We start from the raw sequence: 16,548 nt of genomic DNA, 5'->3' as shown, positions 1-16,548 counted from the left end.
GGTTGTCGTATCTACGACACACCTTTTATGACGAAAACCCACGGCGGCCAGATATAAAAAAGGCGCCCGGAGGCGCCATTGGAAGCTTCAAACAGGTTCAGATTTTCTTCACATCGATATTCATGGTTTGAATGCGATAGGCGATCTGACGCGGTGTCATGTTCAACAGCCGCGCCGCCTTGGCCTGGACCCAGCCGGCCTGCTCCAGCGCGGCAATGACCCGCTCACGCTCGTCCATGCCCGGATCATCCAGAGAACGCCCTGTATCACCGCCATAACTTCCGGCAGGCGGGATCGGAGCCATTATCGGTGCCTGAGGCGCCATCGGTGCGGGTTGGCGCTGCATATCCAGCCCCTGGAGAGAGAGAATAGAGGGCTCGATAACCCCGTCCTCGGTCATGATCGCGGCGCGTTCCAATACATTTTCCAGTTCGCGCACGTTGCCGGGCCAGGCGTGTCCCATCAGCACCCGCACCGCCGCGTCATCCAGAGTCAGCTTGCGCCCCTGATTCTGGGAGAGCTTCTCCAGCAGGAAGTTACACAACTCAGGGATATCGGCTTTGCGCTCGCGTAAGGCCGGCAGATTGATCGGCATGATGTTCAAGCGATAATAGAGGTCTTCGCGGAAGTTCCCCTCGCGCACCTCGTTTTCCAGATCCCGGTTGGTCGCTGCCACGATCCGTACGTTGACGCGAATCGTCTTGTTGCCCCCGACACGCTCAAACTCACCTTCCTGCAGCACCCGAAGCAGTTTGGCCTGGAACAGCGGCGAGATCTCTCCGATCTCATCCAGAAACAGCGTCCCGCCATCGGCCTGTTCAAAACGACCCTGGCGCATCTTTACAGCACCGGTGAAGGCCCCTTTTTCGTGACCGAAAAGCTCCGATTCGAGCAGGTTTTCCGGCAGCGCAGCGCAGTTGAGCTTAACAAAGGGGTTATGCGCCTTGGGTGAGTTGTAGTGAATTGCACAAGCCACCAACTCTTTACCGGTGCCGGACTCACCCCGGATCAGGACCGTGGTATCCCACTTCGCGACACGGCGAATCTGATCAAAAACCTGCTTCATCGGCACCGTATGGCCAACCATCAGATTCTCAAACCCGAACTTGCCACGCACTGCTCGCCGCAGTTCATCACGCTCGTCAGTCAGGTTACGCTGCTGAGTCTGTACCTGTGACAGCAATCGAACCGCCTGTACGATCAGGTTACCGACCATCTCCATAAAGCGAGATTCATCCGACAGAAACTCCTCCAGTTCGGATGCTGGCTGAGCACTGAGAACCCCCATCACCTCGCCGCTCTGATCCTTGAGCGGAACTCCGATAAAAGGCGCTTCCCAGTCATACAGCGCGAGACGATCCAGGAATTTAGGCTCCGATGCCAGTTTGGGCAGCACCACCGAATGACCGCTTTGCAGAATGGTACCGATAATCCCTTCACCACGGCGGTAGCGCACCGCATTCTTTGCCTGCTGCACCATCTCGGAACCGCTGTGGACAGCACTGACACAGAGTTCACCCAGTTCGGGATCCATCAATGCCACCAAACCGTGTTTCATTCCCCCCTCAACGTGCAGCACCTTCAGCAGCTCTGCCAGGCTTTCATTGAGGTCCAGCGAGCGAGTCAGGGTACGACAGACAATACTTAACACACTGAGCTGCCGGTCAAGCAGCTCGGAGCGATTCCTGGGGGTAAAAATTCCGTTTGTCGTCATCATCACCTCCTCAGCTGCGACCGGTGTTCAGGGGCAGATGTACACAGACACGACAGCCCTCCTGATACAGCGGGTCGATATAGACTGTCCCCAGATGCTCAGAGACAATCTCCTGGACGATCGTCAGACCCATGCCGTAACCGGCGCCCTGATTGGTATGGGGTTTTGTACTGAAAAACGGCTCAAAAATGCGCGTGCGGTTTTCTTCAGGCACTCCAGGCCCGGTATCGGAGACCGTCACGATCACGTCTCCACCTTCAACCCGGGCAACCATATTCAGCTCACGCCTTGAAGAACCACTCGACGCCATCGCTTCGATGGCGTTATCGACCAACTGTTTGAACAAACTGTGCAAGCGACTTTCATTGCCGACCAGCGCCGGCATATGCAGCGGCGGATGCCAGTCCACCAGAATGCCGTGCTTAAGCAGATCTCCGGTGCAAAGCTCCAGCACATTGCGCAGCAGCTCGTTCATATTGATTGAGGTCTTGACCCCCGGATGCTCTTTGGGCACCGCATTTTCGAGCTTCTCATGTGCCTCGTTGCCGGCACTGATCGCCTCGCGCAATGCCCCGATCACCTGCTCGGTCAGTGCATGTTCATCCCCTTTACGCTGCTCCAGCATGCGTACGGCAGCTGTCATCAAGTTAAGCGGTCGCTGGAACTGATAAAGCGCACCGTTTAACGCCTCACGCATACTCTGCAAGGACTCTTCTTCAGCGATCAGAAGTTTGAGCGCATTCATCTGTTCCGCATGCTGACGGCGTCGCAGCTCGGTCACGTCCTTGATCACCAGCATCAGATAGCGGCGCTCCGGCTGTGCGAAGAAAGAGTCGGCGGTCTCATCGCCGATCTCGATCACACTGCCATCGATGGAGTACCAGCGCGATTGTCGGTTACGTCCAATCTCCAACCGGATTTCGTGATCCTTGAAGCCCTTGCCACGCCCCCGGGAAACGTCCAGATCACCCATTTCGTTACGGAGGGCATGGAGAATCACCTGGCTGGGCTCCTGCGGGGCAAGATCAGCCGCCAACGTTTTATAGGCCAGGTTATCCAGAACGATCTTTTCGTCTTCATCCAGCAGAACGATGGCAACATTGGCCGCATTGACCGCCTTTTCGATCATCGCTTTCTGATTCTGAACCCGCTGTTCCAGCGCATAGAGTTCAGTGACGTCACGGTGCATGCCCAGATAATGTATGGTCTCGTTGTCATCATTCAGAACAGGCGCTACAACCAGCTCCGCCAGATAGCGCTTACCATCCTTGCGCCGGTTAACAAGCACCCCCGACCAGGGCTTTTGCTGTTGCAGCCGCCCCCAGAGTGCGTCGTAAACCAGACGCGGTGTGTTGCGATTAGACAGAACGGATTCGTTACGACCAATCACCTCGTCCGAGGCATAGCCCGTTTCCTTGGTGAAAGCCCGGTTGCTGTAAAGAATGTTGGCATGAAGGTCGGTAATGGAAATCGCGACCGGCGAATGCTCGACCGCTTGAAAGAACACACTGGCCGGCAGATCGTCCAGAACTTGCGCATCTGCAGTAACAGGAGTGTCATCCTTAATACTCGGCTGCTTATCTTTAGCCATGAATTCAGCTCCTTAGGTGACGGGTATAGGGGGGTGTCAAGCAATAACCGCGCCATTGATGGGGAAACCCTTTTTGTCGCTTTCAGTACCTGTCCGGCGACACCTGTGTAACCAATATGACACTAAAAGGGGCACACGTGCACCGATCTGTTACAAAAACGACAATGTCGCCATTCAAACAGATCCATCTACCCATCATATCCTTTTAAATCAATTATTTACCCATGGCATGCTTGGTGCAGCACCGGTTACGAGTTATCCGCAACGGGTGTCCTGAAGGAGTTGCACGCTATGGAGTTAATCACTCTGCTAATCGGAACAGTCCTCGTTAATAACGTGGTTCTGGTCAAATTCTTGGGGCTGTGCCCGCTTATGGGCGTGTCCAACAAATTCAGCACAGCCACGGGTATGGGACTGGCAACCACCTTCGTGCTGACGCTCTCCAGCGTCAGCAGCTGGCTGATGGAGTACTACATCCTCGAGCCGCTGGGTCTTGAATTTCTGCGCATCATTTCATTCATCCTGGTGGTCGCTGCCGTGGTTCAGTTCACCGAGATGATGGTGAAAAAAACCAGTCCGATGCTACACCAGACGCTGGGTATTTTCCTGCCTCTGATCACCACCAACTGCGCGGTGCTGGGCGTGGCTCTCATCAACGTCCAGGAAGGCCTCAGCTTTATTGAAAGCGTGGTTTATGGCATCGGCGCTTCCCTGGGCTTCTCTATGGTCCTGATTATTTTTGCCGGTCTGCGCGAGCGTATGGCGCTGTCCGACGTTCCAGCCACATTTGCCGGTACGCCGGTGGGTCTTGTGACAGCGGGTCTGCTGTCGATGATTTTCATGGGTTTTGGCGGCCTGGTCTAAGCCGTCTCTGAAGCAAGGAGAATCACACTATGGTTACTGCTGTTGCTGTTCTGACACTGCTTGGTCTGGCGCTGGGCTTCCTGCTCGGTTACGCCGATAAGATTTTCGCGGTTGAAGAGAACCCCATCGTCAAGGAGGTGGAGTCCATGCTGCCCGGTACACATTGCGGGCAATGCGGCTTCCCGGGATGCAGTGGTGCGGCCCAGGCGATGGTTGATGGCGAAGCTGAAGTCACCTGCTGCCCCCCGGGTGGCCGAGCGCTGGCACAGCAGCTGGCCGAGAAACTGGGCGTGGATGCGGACCTGAGTGGCATGGCTTCTGAACCGATGACAGCCACTATCGAAGAGTCTCTCTGTACCGGATGCTGCCGTTGCTACCGCGTCTGCCCCACCGACGCGATCATGGGCGCCAACAAGCAGATCCATGTGGTCTTTGCCGATGCCTGTACCGGCTGCGGCAAGTGTGTGGACGCCTGTCCGGAAGATTGCATCGGTATGCATCCGGAACAGGAAACCCTCGATAACTGGCAATGGCCCAAACCGGCGGCGGCGTAAGTTATGTTCAATAAACTCAAGATTCGTGGCGGGGTTCATGCGGAAGAGCGCAAAGAACAGAGTACCTGCCAGCCTGTACGAAAACTGGGAATTCCCCCGCTACTGAACCTGCCATTGCGCCAACACGCGGGCAAGCCGGCTCAACCGGTCGTTAAAGTCGGGCAGCAGGTTAAAAAGGGGGAGTTACTGGCCACCTCGACCGGTGATGACGTCTGCGCCTCACTGCATGCTCCGACATCGGGCACCGTGACGGCGGTTGGCGAGATTACGGCACCGCACCCGTCCAGCCTGACCACTCAGGCGATCACCATTGAGCCGGATGGCCTGGACGAATCAGTCCCGGTTGAGCCGCTGGCGGACCCGATGACCCTGGAGCCGGGCGAGATTGCGGACCGGGTTGATCAGGCCGGTATTGTCGGCCTGGGTGGTGCAACCTTCCCGGCGGCGCTCAAACTCAAGTCCGGCGCCCGGCAGAAGATCGATACCCTAATCCTGAATGGCAGTGAGTGCGAACCCTACCTGACCTGTGACGATATGCTGATGCGCGAACGTGCCGAGGGTATCATCTCCGGCGCACGCCTGATTCAGCGTGCGGTTGGTGCACGCCGAATCGTCGCCGGCATCGAAGATAACAAGCCTGAAGCGATTGCGGCCATGCAGGCTGCAGCCGCCAACTATGATGACGTCACCATCCAGGCGATCCCGACCCGCTACCCAATGGGTTCAGCCAAACAGCTGATTCAGGCGATCATGGGTAAAGAGGTGCCGGCTGGCGGCCGCAGCTCCGACGTGGGCGCGCTGGTGCATAACGTCGCCACCGCTTTTGCCGTCCATCAGGCGCTGTACGAACATCAGCCGCTGATTTCGCGCCTGGTCACTGTTTCCGGTGCCTGTATCGAGGCGCCTCAGAATGTCGAAGTCCTGCTGGGCACACCCGTCAGCTGGCTGCTCGAACAGTGTGGCGGACTGACCGAAGATCCGGCCCGTATCGTTATGGGCGGGCCGATGATGGGACAGATTCTGCGTACCGCCGATGTCCCGATCACCAAGGGCGCCAGCGGCATCCTCGCATTGGCGACACCCGAGATCAGCAAAAACGAAGCATCCCCCTGCATACGCTGTGGCAGCTGTGTATCCGCCTGTCCCATGGGCCTGGTGCCCCTGGAGATGGCGCGTCACGCGAAAGGCGATGATTTCGATGGGGCCAAAGAGTTTGGTTTGCGTGACTGCATTCTCTGTGGCTCCTGTGCTTACGTTTGTCCCTCCCATATCCCGTTGGTGCACTACTTCCAGTTCGCCAAGGGGGAGCTGAGCGCGAAGCGGGTTCAGGAGCGCAAGGGCGAACTGACCAAGTCGCTATCGGAGGCGCGTAAGGCGCGCCTTGAACGTGAAGCGGAAGAAAAGGCCCGCCTTAAAGCCGAGAAAGCGGCGAAAGCCAAGGCAGCCAAAGAAGCCAAGGCGCGTGCCAAAGCTGAAAAAGAGGCCAAGGCGAAACAAGAAGCCGAACAAGCCAGCGAGGAAAGTGGATCATGACTCAGTTGATCTCCTCCCCCCACGCCCATAACCGCACCTCGGTGCAGCGCACCATGTTGCTGGTGTGCGGGGCTCTGTTACCAGCGACGCTGTTCGGGCTTTACCTGTTCGGCTGGCCAGCAATCAATCTGTTTGTACTCTGCCTGGGCACAGCCATTGGCTGTGAGCTTCTCAGCCTGAAACTGGCAGGACGATCGTTACAGGCGTGTAAGGACGGTTCAGCCCTGCTCACCGGCTGGCTGATCGCCATGACCCTGCCCCCCTGGGCTCCCTGGTGGATCGCTGTGGTGGGTACGGCATTTGCCATTATGATCGGCAAGCATCTCTATGGAGGTCTGGGCCAGAACGTATTCAACCCGGCGATGCTCGCGCGCGTCGGTTTGCTGATCTCCTTCCCGGTACCGATGACCACCTGGATCGATGTCACACCAATCACCAGCGCCGACGCACCCAGTTTTATTGAGGGCCTGATGATCACCTTTGAGGCGATGCCGATTCCCGACGCTGCTACTGGCGCCACAGCACTTGGCCATGTAAAAACGGCACTGACCATGGATGTACCGGTCACCCAGTCGATTCCCGAGATATACAATGCCGGCGATTACCTCTTTGGTTCCACCCGCGGCAGTATGGGTGAGACATCCGCCCTGCTTATTTTGCTCGGCGGCCTGTTTCTGATCTTTAAGCGCGTTATCACCTGGCATATCCCGGTCGCGATGCTGGGAACGCTGGCGGTACTGGCGACCGTTTTCAATGTTATTCACCCAGAACGCTTTGAACCCGCGGTGTTCCACCTGCTCACCGGGGGCATGATGTTGGGGGCCTTTTTCATCGCCACCGATATGGTCACCTCACCAACCACCAAGAGCGGCCAACTGATGTTCGGCGCCGGTATCGCTGTGGTCGCCTTTATTATTCGCAGCTGGGGCTCCTTCCCGGAAGCGATCGGTTTTGCGGTGTTGTTCATGAATGCGCTGACACCGATTATCGACCGCTACTTCCGGCCACGTATTTACGGTTACGGCTACACCGGCAAACCTTTGAATTCGGGTAAGGAGTGAGCAGATGAGTAATGGTATGACCTCCACCCCGCTGGTTCCGAGCTATACCCGGGGGATTGGATATCAGGCCGGCCTCCTCGGGGGCATGGCGATGCTGGTCAGTATCATGCTGATGATGGGGGAACACGGAACCCGTGAAGATATCCAGGCACGTCTCGAGGAAGATCGCCGGGCGATGCTCAATCAGGTACTCCCCGCCAGCATGTACGATAACAATCCGCTGGAAGCGACCACTCAGCTTGACGGTAACCCGTTTGGCGGCGATCCCACCGTGTTTCTGGCGAGCAAAAACGGTGAGATGACCGGTGCCGCCTACGAGGTTATCACTCACAACGGCTACAGCGGCGATATTGTCCTGATCATCGGAGTTGATGCCAATGGCGAGCTGAGTGGTGTTCGAACCGTCAAGCATGCCGAAACACCGGGGCTGGGCGACAAGATAGAGATCGCCAAGCATGACTGGGTGAAAAGTTTTGACGGACTTTCGCTGGCGAATACCCCCGAGAAAAACTGGGCCGTAAATAAAGATGGCGGTCAGTTTGACCAGTTCACGGGGGCGACGATTACCCCACGTGCTGTGGTCGGCGCAGTATACGAGGGTCTCAAGATATTCGAGCAGCAACGCGAACACTTTCAGGTGGCCGCAGCCGAGCTCGCGCAGTCTGAAGCCATTGAGGAGGAACAGCCATGAGCGGTCCGTCATATAAAGAACTGTGGGGTGAAGGCCTCTGGCACAATAATGTCGTGATGAGCCAGATGCTGGCACTCTGTCCTCTGCTGGCCGTCACCACCACCGCCAGTAACGGCTTGGGTATGGGACTGGCGTCGCTGGTCGTTATGGTGGCCTCTAATATGCTGGTCTCGCTGATCCGCGGCTTGATTACTCCCCAAGTACGTATCCCCGTCTTCATCGTACTGATTGCTGCGATGGTCACCATGGTCGATATGTTCCTGAACGCCTGGATGCATGAGCTGTATAAGGTGTTGGGCCTGTTTATCCCGCTGATCGTCACCAACTGTGCCATCCTGGGTCGCGTAGAAAGCTTTGCATCCAAGCAGCAGGTACTGCCCTCGATGGTTGATGGCCTGGCCATGGGACTGGGTTTCACCTGGGTTCTGGTGGTACTCGGAGCCATGCGCGAATTCTTTGGCGCAGGCACCCTGTTCGCCGATGCATCACTGCTATTGGGTCAGTGGGCTTCGGTGATCGAGATGTCGATCTTCCCGGATTACGGCGGCACCTTGCTGCTCATACTGCCACCGGGGGCATTTATCTGCCTCGGGCTGATGCTGGCCGGAAAGCGGGTGATCGACCGCGTCATAGAAGCGCGCGGGGCGAAATCAGATAACTCAGCCGAGAGTTCACTGGAGGGCGCTGTATGAAAATCGCTGTAGCCTACGCCAGTCCATCCCGCCAGGAATGGATCAACCTGGAGCTGGCGGATGAAAGTACGGTCGAGGATGCGATTATCGAGTCCGGAATTCTGCACAAATTCCCGGAGATCAATCTCAAGACGCAAAAAGTCGGCGTCTTTGGCAAGATGGCCAAGCTGAGCGCCAAGTTGGCCGACGGCGACCGTGTCGAAATATACCGTAAAATCGTCCGCGTCATGGATGAAGATGACGACGACGATGATGACGACGATTAATCCATTGGCGGCGTCGGCCTTCGGGCCGGCGCACCGTTAAACTGACGCGCAATTCGCAATTAGCTGGCCCAGTAGATCTCCACCGGCACTTTTTCCTGCTTTAACACGCCCCGGACAGGCATCGCGTCCACGCCGTCATCCGCCATCGCGCGGGTTAAAACCGCGCGTTTGTCATCGCCGTTCAGGTGTAAGCAGATCAAACGTGAACGCAGTAATCTCGGCAGGGTCAATGTGATCCTCTGGTGACTGGCGTATTCCGGCGGCTGTTGCCAGCAGCAATCACGCATCGGGTTGGGTGTCAGTGCATGCTGAAGGCGTTCGGCACCCGGAAACAGGGATGCCGTATGACCATCGCCGCCCATTCCCAGTAGCAACACATCAAACGGATCCGCTAACAAACTAAGCAGCAGCTCCGCTTCGTCAGCACCCGCCTCGACGGTTGCGGCTTTCGGATCGTACAGCGGTACAAAACGTGCCTTGGACGCAGCACCGCAAAGCAGATGTTTTCTGACCAGCTGCTCGTTGCTGTCCGCATGGTTTGGGGAAACCCAGCGTTCATCGGCCAGTGTAATGGTGATATGGCGCCAGTCCAGGGCCAGTTCGGCGAGTCGTTCAAACAGGGCGACCGGTGTGCGTCCGCCTGATACCACGAGCACCCCCTGCCCTCTGTCGCGCACCGCTTCAGATAAAACCTGTTCAACGCGGGCCGCGAGCGCGACTTCCAGTTCGTCGCGGCTTGGATACTCCTTAATATCAGCCATGTGCACCTCTCTTACTCATGCCAGGAGCGCCCATCCCGTTCAATTAACGCAATCGACCCGATCGGCCCCCAGCTCCCGGCGGAATAGGGGCGAACTTCATCACCGCTGTCCTCCCAGGCGTCAATCAAGGCGTCACACCAGACCCAGGAGGCCTCTACTTCGTCCCGCCGGACAAACAATGACTGGTTGCCACGCATCGCCTCCAGAATCAGGCGCTCGTAGGCATCGGGGATACGCTGATCCTCTTCACCTTCGGAGAAATTAAGGTTCAGTGCCTGAGAGTGTAGCGCCATCCCCCGGTCCAGGCTCTGCTTCTTGGTGACGACTTGCAGTCGAATCCCTTCATCAGGCTGTAGCCGGATAATCAGCTTATTGGTAACCACCCCTTTCTGTTTCGGGTCGAAGATGTAATGGGGCTGGTTGCGGTACACGATGACGATTTCCGACATCTTGGTCGGCATCCGTTTACCGGTGCGCAGATAGAAGGGCACACCGGCCCAGCGCCAGTTATCGATATTGATCCGCAGGGCGACAAAGGTTTCGGTGTTGCTACTCCCTTCGCTGCCCTCCTCCTCCCGGTAACCCGGGCAGCTTTGCCCCTTCACGGCACCGGCCGTGTATTGTCCTCTGACGGCCCGACGGTGGATGTTCTCTGCGGTTATCGGTCGTAACGCCCGTAGCACCTTGAGTTTTTCGTCACGAATACCGTCAGCAGTCAGCTGGCTCGGCGGATCCATCGCTACCATGCAAAGCAGCTGCAACAGGTGATTCTGGACCATATCGCGCATCTGTCCGGTTCTGTCGTAATAGCTCCAGCGCCCCTCCAGACCCACGGTTTCCGCTACCGTCACCTGAACATGATCGATATGGTTCTGGTTCCATTGCGAGCCAAACAGGTTATTGGCAAAGCGCAGCGCGATCAGGTTCTGTACCGTCTCTTTGCCCAGGTAATGATCGATACGATACACCCGTGATTCATCAAAATAGCGACAGACCCTGTCGTTGATCTCCCGGGAGCTCGCCAGGTCGTGTCCGATCGGTTTTTCCAGAATGATACGGCTGCTGTCACTGATGGCTCCGGCAGCGTGAAGGTGGCTGCAGATATCACCAAACAGACCCGGTGGTGTGGCCAGATAGTTAACCATGACCCGTTGGCTGTGATCGACCTTCTCGGCGATCCGGCGAAAGCCCTCCGGCTCAGTAAAATCCACATCCACATAATCAAGCCGCTCCAGAAAGTCCCGCCCGGCACTGCCCTTGAGATCCGACGGTTTCACATAGCGATTCAACGTCGCACTGACCTCATCGCGAAACCCTTCTACACTGTCAGCACCCCGCGCAGCGCCGACAATGCGTGTATCCGGATGCAAAAGCCCGGCTCGGTGCAGCTGGAAAAGCGCCGGCAGGAGCTTGCGCATTGACAGGTCGCCGCGCGCGCCAAAGAGTACAAAATCGGTTGGGTAGGGTTTGTCCTCGTGACTCATCGCTTTCTACTCCCTGCTGGCGGCTACTATGCTTCAGTTTAGACAGCCTGTTGATAACGGAGGTCGATATGTTTGAACCCTTCACACTGGCAGACCGGGTGCAGTTTTTCTCAGGGCCAGGACAGCTTCCCCAGTGTGCGCTCCGCAGCCCGAAAGGGCGTGCGACAATCTCGCTTCAGGGGGCTCAGGTCCTGTCGTTTTGTCCGGCCGGTGGCGAGGACCTGCTTTGGCTCAGCCCGGATGCCCGCTTTCGCAGCGGCGCGCCAATCCGCGGCGGCATACCGATCTGCTGGCCCTGGTTTGGCCCTCATCCCGAACAAGCCGATTTTCCGGCCCATGGTTTTGCCCGCACCACGCTCTGGGAGGTCCGTTCCTCCTTCGCCGATGATGACGCTTCAAGCCTGACCCTCGGTTTGACCGATAGCCCATCAAGCCGCTCCTACTGGCCCGCCAATTTCGACCTGGAACTGCGCGTCACCCTGACCGACCGACTCCAACTTCAACTCACGACTCGAAACTGCGGCTCGCAGGCGTTTCAGTACACCGAAGCGCTGCACAGCTATCTGGCGATTGCCGATGTCGCTCAGGTATCGATAGAAGGGCTCCACCCCTGCCGCTACTTCGATAAGCTGGAACACTACGCTCTCAAGCCCTCAACGGAGCTTTTAACACCTCATCCACCGTTGGATAGAGTATATGATCACCGTGACAGCGCCATCGCGCTTGTCGACAGGGTCATGGAGCGTACCCTCGCTTTGATCAAGTCAGGCAGCGAATCGACCATTGTCTGGAACCCCGGTACCCAGTTGTTGCCGTCAGATATCCCCCTGGAGCAAAGCTCCCGTTTTATCTGCATTGAAGCGGGAAACGCGCTCGAACGCAGCGTGCGCCTGATGCCGGATGAACAACACACCCTGTCGCTGACACTATCGCAGCTCAACGAGAATGAGTAACTGCGTCGGTGGCCAGACGCTGAATTGCACTCCAATCGTTCTCGGCGACCAGTGCCCGGGGCGCCAGCCACGAGCCACCAACACAGCTCACATTGGGCAGTGCCAGATATTCACGGTAGTTATCCGGCCCGACCCCACCGGTGGGGCAAAAGCGCACATCAGGGAAAGGGCCGGCGAACGCTTTAAGCGCAGGCACACCGCCGACGGCACCCGCCGGGAAAAGCTTGAAGCCGGTAAAGCCCAGTTCCATGCAGGCCATCATCTCCGACACAGTCGCCACTGCGGGCAGGTAGGGGATATCGGAGTCCAACCCGGCCTCAAGTAAACTTTCTGTGGTACCCGGACTGATCGCAAACTGCGCACCGGCCGCTTGCACGGCCGCAAATTGACGGGCATCGGTCAACGTGCCTGCGCCAACGACCGCCCCTTTAACCTCTTCACTGATCAGACGGATCGCTTCCAGCGCTACCGGGGTGCGCAAGGTCACCTCCAGTACCGAGATACCGCCGGCAACCAGGGCCCGGGCCAGGGGCACTGCATCGTCCAGTTGATCGATTACAAGCACCGGTATCACCGGCGACAGGGTCATTAGCTTGTCCACTGCAGTACTCATTGCTGCTCCCTTGGTTATCCGTGTTCGGCGTCAGCGTCGGCAAAAAGGGTACAGGCCCCCTGCTCCGCTCCCGTTACCAGTTGGCGCATGCCGGCAAACAGCTCGCGCCCCATACCATAGTGATGCTGCCGACGATTCAACGTCACCACGTCGCGGCCATTCAGTTCATCGTCAGTCAGTTTTACCGCCAGGGTCCCGTTATCGCCATCAACACGGATGATATCGCCTTCACGCACCCGGCTTAGAGGCCCTCCGCGCAATGCCTCTGGTGTCAGATGAATCGCAGCGGGCACCTTACCCGAAGCACCGGACATCCGGCCATCGGTCACGAGCGCAACCCGGAAACCCTTATCCTGCAGAACGCCCAGGTAGGGTGTGAGCTTGTGGAGCTCGGGCATCCCGTTCGCTGCTGGTCCCTGAAAACGGACAACCAGCACAAAGTCTCGCTCAAGCTCTCCGCTGTCAAAGAGCGCTTTAAGCGCTTCCTGATCTTCAATCACGATGGCCGGCGCTTCGACGACGCGGTGCTCGGGCTCGACCGCCGAAACCTTCATCGTCGCCCTTCCCAGGTTACCGGTGAGCAATTTAAGGCCCCCATCCGGTGCAAAAGGCTTCGCCAGATCAGCTACGACACGGGTATCGAGTGACTCATGGGGGCCTTCCCGCCAGACCAGTTTACCCTCTTCCAGACGAGGCTCACGGGTATAATCCCCCAGGCCGCGCCCTGACACGGTCATGACCGCCTCATGGAGCAGCCCCGCATTGAGTAGCTGATGAATCAGCAACGCCATACCACCCGCTGCCTGGAAGTGATTGATATCCGCACTACCGTTGGGATAGATCCGCGTCAGTAGAGGGGTAGCGCGGGAGAGCTCGGCATAATCATCCCAATCGATCAATACACCGGCGGCACGGGCAATAGCCACCATATGCAGGCAGTGGTTGGTAGAGCCTCCGGTGGCCATCAGCGCCACAAGTCCATTCACCAGCGCACGCTCATCAACCACCTGACAGAGCGGGCGATAGTCCCGGCCCAGTGCCGTAATGCGGCAGACCTGCTCCGCCGCTGCCTGCGTTAAGGCGTCCCTGAGCGGCGTATCCGGATTGACGAAGGCCGTGCCCGGCAGATGCAGTCCCATCACCTCCATCAACAGCTGATTGGAATTGGCTGTGCCGTAAAAGGTGCAGGTGCCCGGCGCATGATAGGACTGAGACTCGCACTCCAGCAATGCATCGCGCCCCACCTTGCCCTCGGCGTACAGCTGTCGTATTCGCGCCTTCTCCGGGTTGGAGAGTCCCGAAGGCATGGGACCGGCGGGCACAAAGATTACGGGTAAATGGCCAAAGCTCAGGGCACCGATAAGCAGCCCCGGCACGATCTTGTCACAGACCCCGAGACAGAGCACACCATCAAACATGTTATGCGACAGGGCCACTGCCGTTGCCATGGCAATGGTGTCCCGGCTGAACAGGCTTAACTCCATCCCCGGTTGTCCCTGAGTCACCCCATCGCACATCGCTGGCACCCCGCCGGCAAACTGGGCAACGCCGCCCATTCCGGCCACCGCCTCCTTAATCAGGTTGGGAAAACGTGCCAACGGCTGATGCGCAGACAGCATATCGTTGTAGGCGGAGACGATGGCGATATCGGCGCCCTGCGCCAGTTTGAGTCGCTGCTTGTCACCGGGTGCACACGCGGCAAAACCATGGGCCAGGTTACCGCAGGACAGCTCGGTCCGATGCACACCCTGCCCGCGCGCCTGATCCATCCGCGCCAGATAATCACTACGGGTGTGCCGGCTACGTTCGATAATTCGCTCTGTCACACGCAGGACGCTGGGATTCATGCAGTCTCCTATTCCTCTTCAACGCGCCGGCAGGATGCACCCCTGAGAGTCAAACGACGGCCTGTGTGATCAAGGTTAGGTCGGATCGGCGTGAGAAAGCCAGTTTCCGGCCCGGTTTCTCGGATTCATGCAAAATCGGTGCACTATTCATCGCACTGTGAGTGCCCGGGTGCTACTTAAATACACGCCTTTGACAGAGCCCTTTTTAGCGTACAGAATATGCGCCGAGTTACGAGGAGTCTGTGAAGAAGTCCTTAGTCTTCACAACTCGATCGATACGTGCATCTACCGCCGCCGGGCTGTTCGCCCCTCTCTTGAGCGGTCACGTGCGATCACTGTCACCCGGGGTTAGCCGTTTCGGATAACTCATGCGCAGATCCACTGCCACCGGTAACGCGGCTTCCCCGTTTACGCTGACTAGCAGCGTGTATCGTTGTATTTGACATGGCTGAAGACCTGTTCACGGACTCAGGGCCGGGCGATTACCAGTGCCCCTGTTTTGGACACCGCCTGCGTGTCTGGCTAAGAACGCTTGTCATCGTTTTGGCCCCTCAATCGTGACCACATTTCGCGAATCCATCAGGGCGCTGTGAGGCTATACGAGCCGCACCGCGCGAGAATAAAGGGAGGAAACGAATGAGCACGCATGATATCTATCCATCGCGCAAACAAGCCAAGCCAGAGATTATCGAGCGCGAGGAACCCACGGTTTTCGCCTCTGATTACCTTCGTGCACCGATAAGCGAGACCTTGATCCGCCAATACGAGCGAGATGGATTTTTACTGCTGCCTAACGTATTCAGCCAGGCCGAGGTCAACGGTTTTCTGGCCGAAATGACCAATATGCAGAAGGACGAAGCGCTGCTGGCCAGTGATGCAGCCATCACCGAACCGGAAGGTAACGCTTTGCGTTCGGTGTTCCAGATCCACCGCAATAACGACCTCTACAGCCGCGTTGCAGCCGATCCTCGTATTGCCGACATAGCCCGCTTCATTCTCGATGACGAGGTCTACATTCACCAGTCGCGTCTCAATTTCAAACCGGGCTTCAGCGGCAAGGACTTCTACTGGCACTCCGACTTTGAAACCTGGCATGTGGAGGATGGGATGCCACGTATGCGCGCCCTGAGCGCGTCTATCCTGCTCACCGATAACAACGAATTTAACGGATCACTGATGCTGATGCCCGGTTCTCACAAAGAGTACATCGCCTGCGTTGGGGAGACACCCGAGGACTACTACCGCGACTCGCTGAAGAACCAGACTGTCGGCACACCGGACAGCGGCTCGCTCAACGACTTCCAGCAACGCTATGGCCTGCAGTATGCCAAGGCCAAGGCCGGTTCGGTGCTGCTGTTCGACTGCAACGTAATGCACGGCTCCAACAGCAACATCACCGCCAGCCCGCGCTCCAACCTGTTCTTTGTCTACAACGCGATGAGCAACCGGGTTGTCGAGCCCTTCGGTCCGGCCAAGCCTCGCCCGGAGTTCCTGGCCACCCGTGAGCAGATTGAGCCACTTGTGTCACCACACCCCCATAAAAAGGCAGGCTGACCACCACGAAAAAGGGGGCCCGAAGGCCACTGCTGTCCCATAAATAGCAGTAAATGAAAAAGCCTGAATCCGAGTGAGTAAAATGAGAGTGCGACCAAACACTCTACTCACAAAGGATTCAGGCTTTGTCTCATCATAACACCGCGTTTCATCAGTTGCTCCAGCCCTTGTCCAGACATGATTTCGAGCGAACGGCCCGTGAGCATCATGTAGGGCAAAAGCTCCGTTCTGCTTCACGCTGGGATCAGTTCATTGGCATTGCGATGTCCCAGATTTCTGGCCGACAAAGCCTTCGAGATATCGAGTCCAGCCTCGCCAGTCAGCGGCATAAGCTCTACCACCTCGGAGCCAAGCCTATTGCTCGCTCAAC

16 protein-coding genes are annotated in these 16,548 nt (G+C 57.5%); 10 read left to right on the top strand and 6 right to left on the bottom strand.

Annotated elements, in window-relative coordinates:
• Positions 1 to 97: 97 nt before the first annotated feature.
• Both nifA and nifL read right to left on the bottom strand, forming a co-directional pair.
• Positions 98 to 1,714: a nif-specific transcriptional activator NifA gene (nifA, locus tag G403_RS0115350; protein WP_027854769.1), complete on the bottom strand. Its 1,617-nt coding sequence runs from the start codon at positions 1,712 to 1,714 to the stop codon at positions 98 to 100.
• A gap of 10 nt (positions 1,715 to 1,724) precedes the next feature.
• The gene (gene nifL / locus G403_RS0115345) at positions 1,725 to 3,305 is read right to left on the bottom strand and encodes a nitrogen fixation negative regulator NifL (protein ID WP_036234090.1); all 1,581 of its coding nucleotides are present in this window, start codon (positions 3,303 to 3,305) and stop codon (positions 1,725 to 1,727) included.
• Positions 3,306 to 3,596: 291 nt separating this feature from the next.
• Here nifL and rsxA point away from each other — a divergent pair, with 291 nt between their 5' ends.
• Genes rsxA through G403_RS0115310 form a run of 7 tightly spaced genes read left to right on the top strand, consistent with a single transcriptional unit; the run spans position 3,597 to position 8,966 of the window.
• On the top strand, positions 3,597 to 4,169 hold the full coding sequence (rsxA, locus tag G403_RS0115340) for an electron transport complex subunit RsxA (protein ID WP_027854767.1): 573 nt from the start codon (positions 3,597 to 3,599) through the stop codon (positions 4,167 to 4,169).
• Positions 4,170 to 4,198: 29 nt separating this feature from the next.
• Positions 4,199 to 4,723: an RnfABCDGE type electron transport complex subunit B gene (locus G403_RS0115335; protein ID WP_027854766.1), complete on the top strand. Its 525-nt coding sequence runs from the start codon at positions 4,199 to 4,201 to the stop codon at positions 4,721 to 4,723.
• 3 nt (positions 4,724 to 4,726) lie between these two features.
• The gene (gene rsxC / locus G403_RS0115330) at positions 4,727 to 6,256 is read left to right on the top strand and encodes an electron transport complex subunit RsxC (RefSeq protein ID WP_027854765.1); all 1,530 of its coding nucleotides are present in this window, start codon (positions 4,727 to 4,729) and stop codon (positions 6,254 to 6,256) included.
• Positions 6,253 to 7,317, top strand: coding sequence for an RnfABCDGE type electron transport complex subunit D (locus G403_RS0115325; RefSeq protein WP_027854764.1), 1,065 nt, complete (start codon positions 6,253 to 6,255; stop codon positions 7,315 to 7,317). The genes rsxC and G403_RS0115325 overlap by 4 nt, the downstream gene beginning before the upstream one ends.
• Positions 7,318 to 7,321: 4 nt before the next feature.
• A complete protein-coding gene (gene rsxG, locus G403_RS0115320) occupies positions 7,322 to 8,008 on the top strand; it encodes an electron transport complex subunit RsxG (protein ID WP_211232696.1) in 687 nt (228 codons plus the stop codon).
• Complete coding sequence (locus tag G403_RS0115315) at positions 8,005 to 8,700, top strand: electron transport complex subunit E (RefSeq protein ID WP_027854762.1); 696 nt, start codon at positions 8,005 to 8,007, stop codon at positions 8,698 to 8,700. Before rsxG ends, G403_RS0115315 begins: the two co-directional genes overlap by 4 nt.
• Entirely contained in the window at positions 8,697 to 8,966 is a 270-nt protein-coding gene (locus tag G403_RS0115310) for an RnfH family protein (protein ID WP_027854761.1), read from the top strand. Before G403_RS0115315 ends, G403_RS0115310 begins: the two co-directional genes overlap by 4 nt.
• Before the next feature lie 59 nt (positions 8,967 to 9,025).
• Here G403_RS0115310 and pgl read toward each other — a convergent pair whose 3' ends face one another.
• Both pgl and zwf read right to left on the bottom strand, forming a co-directional pair.
• Positions 9,026 to 9,727, bottom strand: a complete 702-nt coding sequence (pgl, locus tag G403_RS0115305; RefSeq protein ID WP_027854760.1) for a 6-phosphogluconolactonase — start codon at positions 9,725 to 9,727, stop codon at positions 9,026 to 9,028.
• 11 nt (positions 9,728 to 9,738) lie between these two features.
• Positions 9,739 to 11,211 (bottom strand): glucose-6-phosphate dehydrogenase, encoded by a 1,473-nt coding sequence (gene zwf / locus G403_RS0115300; RefSeq protein WP_027854759.1) that lies wholly within the window; start codon positions 11,209 to 11,211, stop codon positions 9,739 to 9,741.
• A 68-nt stretch (positions 11,212 to 11,279) separates the two neighbouring features.
• Here zwf and G403_RS23560 point away from each other — a divergent pair, with 68 nt between their 5' ends.
• Positions 11,280 to 12,164, top strand: coding sequence for a D-hexose-6-phosphate mutarotase (locus G403_RS23560; protein ID WP_051299114.1), 885 nt, complete (start codon positions 11,280 to 11,282; stop codon positions 12,162 to 12,164).
• On the opposite strand, the gene G403_RS0115290 is transcribed toward G403_RS23560, so the two are convergent.
• Positions 12,148 to 12,777, bottom strand: a complete 630-nt coding sequence (locus G403_RS0115290) for a bifunctional 4-hydroxy-2-oxoglutarate aldolase/2-dehydro-3-deoxy-phosphogluconate aldolase (RefSeq protein ID WP_036234087.1) — start codon at positions 12,775 to 12,777, stop codon at positions 12,148 to 12,150. The genes G403_RS23560 and G403_RS0115290 overlap by 17 nt on opposite strands.
• A gap of 14 nt (positions 12,778 to 12,791) precedes the next feature.
• Positions 12,792 to 14,624 (bottom strand): phosphogluconate dehydratase, encoded by a 1,833-nt coding sequence (edd, locus tag G403_RS0115285; RefSeq protein WP_027854757.1) that lies wholly within the window; start codon positions 14,622 to 14,624, stop codon positions 12,792 to 12,794.
• A 636-nt stretch (positions 14,625 to 15,260) separates the two neighbouring features.
• On the opposite strand from edd, the gene thpD reads away from it, so the two are divergent.
• Together thpD and G403_RS23555 are read left to right on the top strand one after the other, a co-directional pair.
• The gene (thpD, locus tag G403_RS0115280) at positions 15,261 to 16,178 is read left to right on the top strand and encodes an ectoine hydroxylase (RefSeq protein WP_027854756.1); all 918 of its coding nucleotides are present in this window, start codon (positions 15,261 to 15,263) and stop codon (positions 16,176 to 16,178) included.
• A gap of 125 nt (positions 16,179 to 16,303) precedes the next feature.
• Positions 16,304 to 16,548: DUF4372 domain-containing protein (locus G403_RS23555; RefSeq protein ID WP_036234085.1), on the top strand; the 245-nt coding region annotated here is incomplete at its 3' end.

Source organism: Marinobacterium litorale DSM 23545 (assembly GCF_000428985.1).
Classification (GTDB): domain Bacteria; phylum Pseudomonadota; class Gammaproteobacteria; order Pseudomonadales; family Balneatricaceae; genus Marinobacterium_D; species Marinobacterium_D litorale.
The sequence above is the reverse complement of the archived record's forward strand: the minus strand, read 5'-3'. Positions and strand labels throughout refer to the sequence as shown.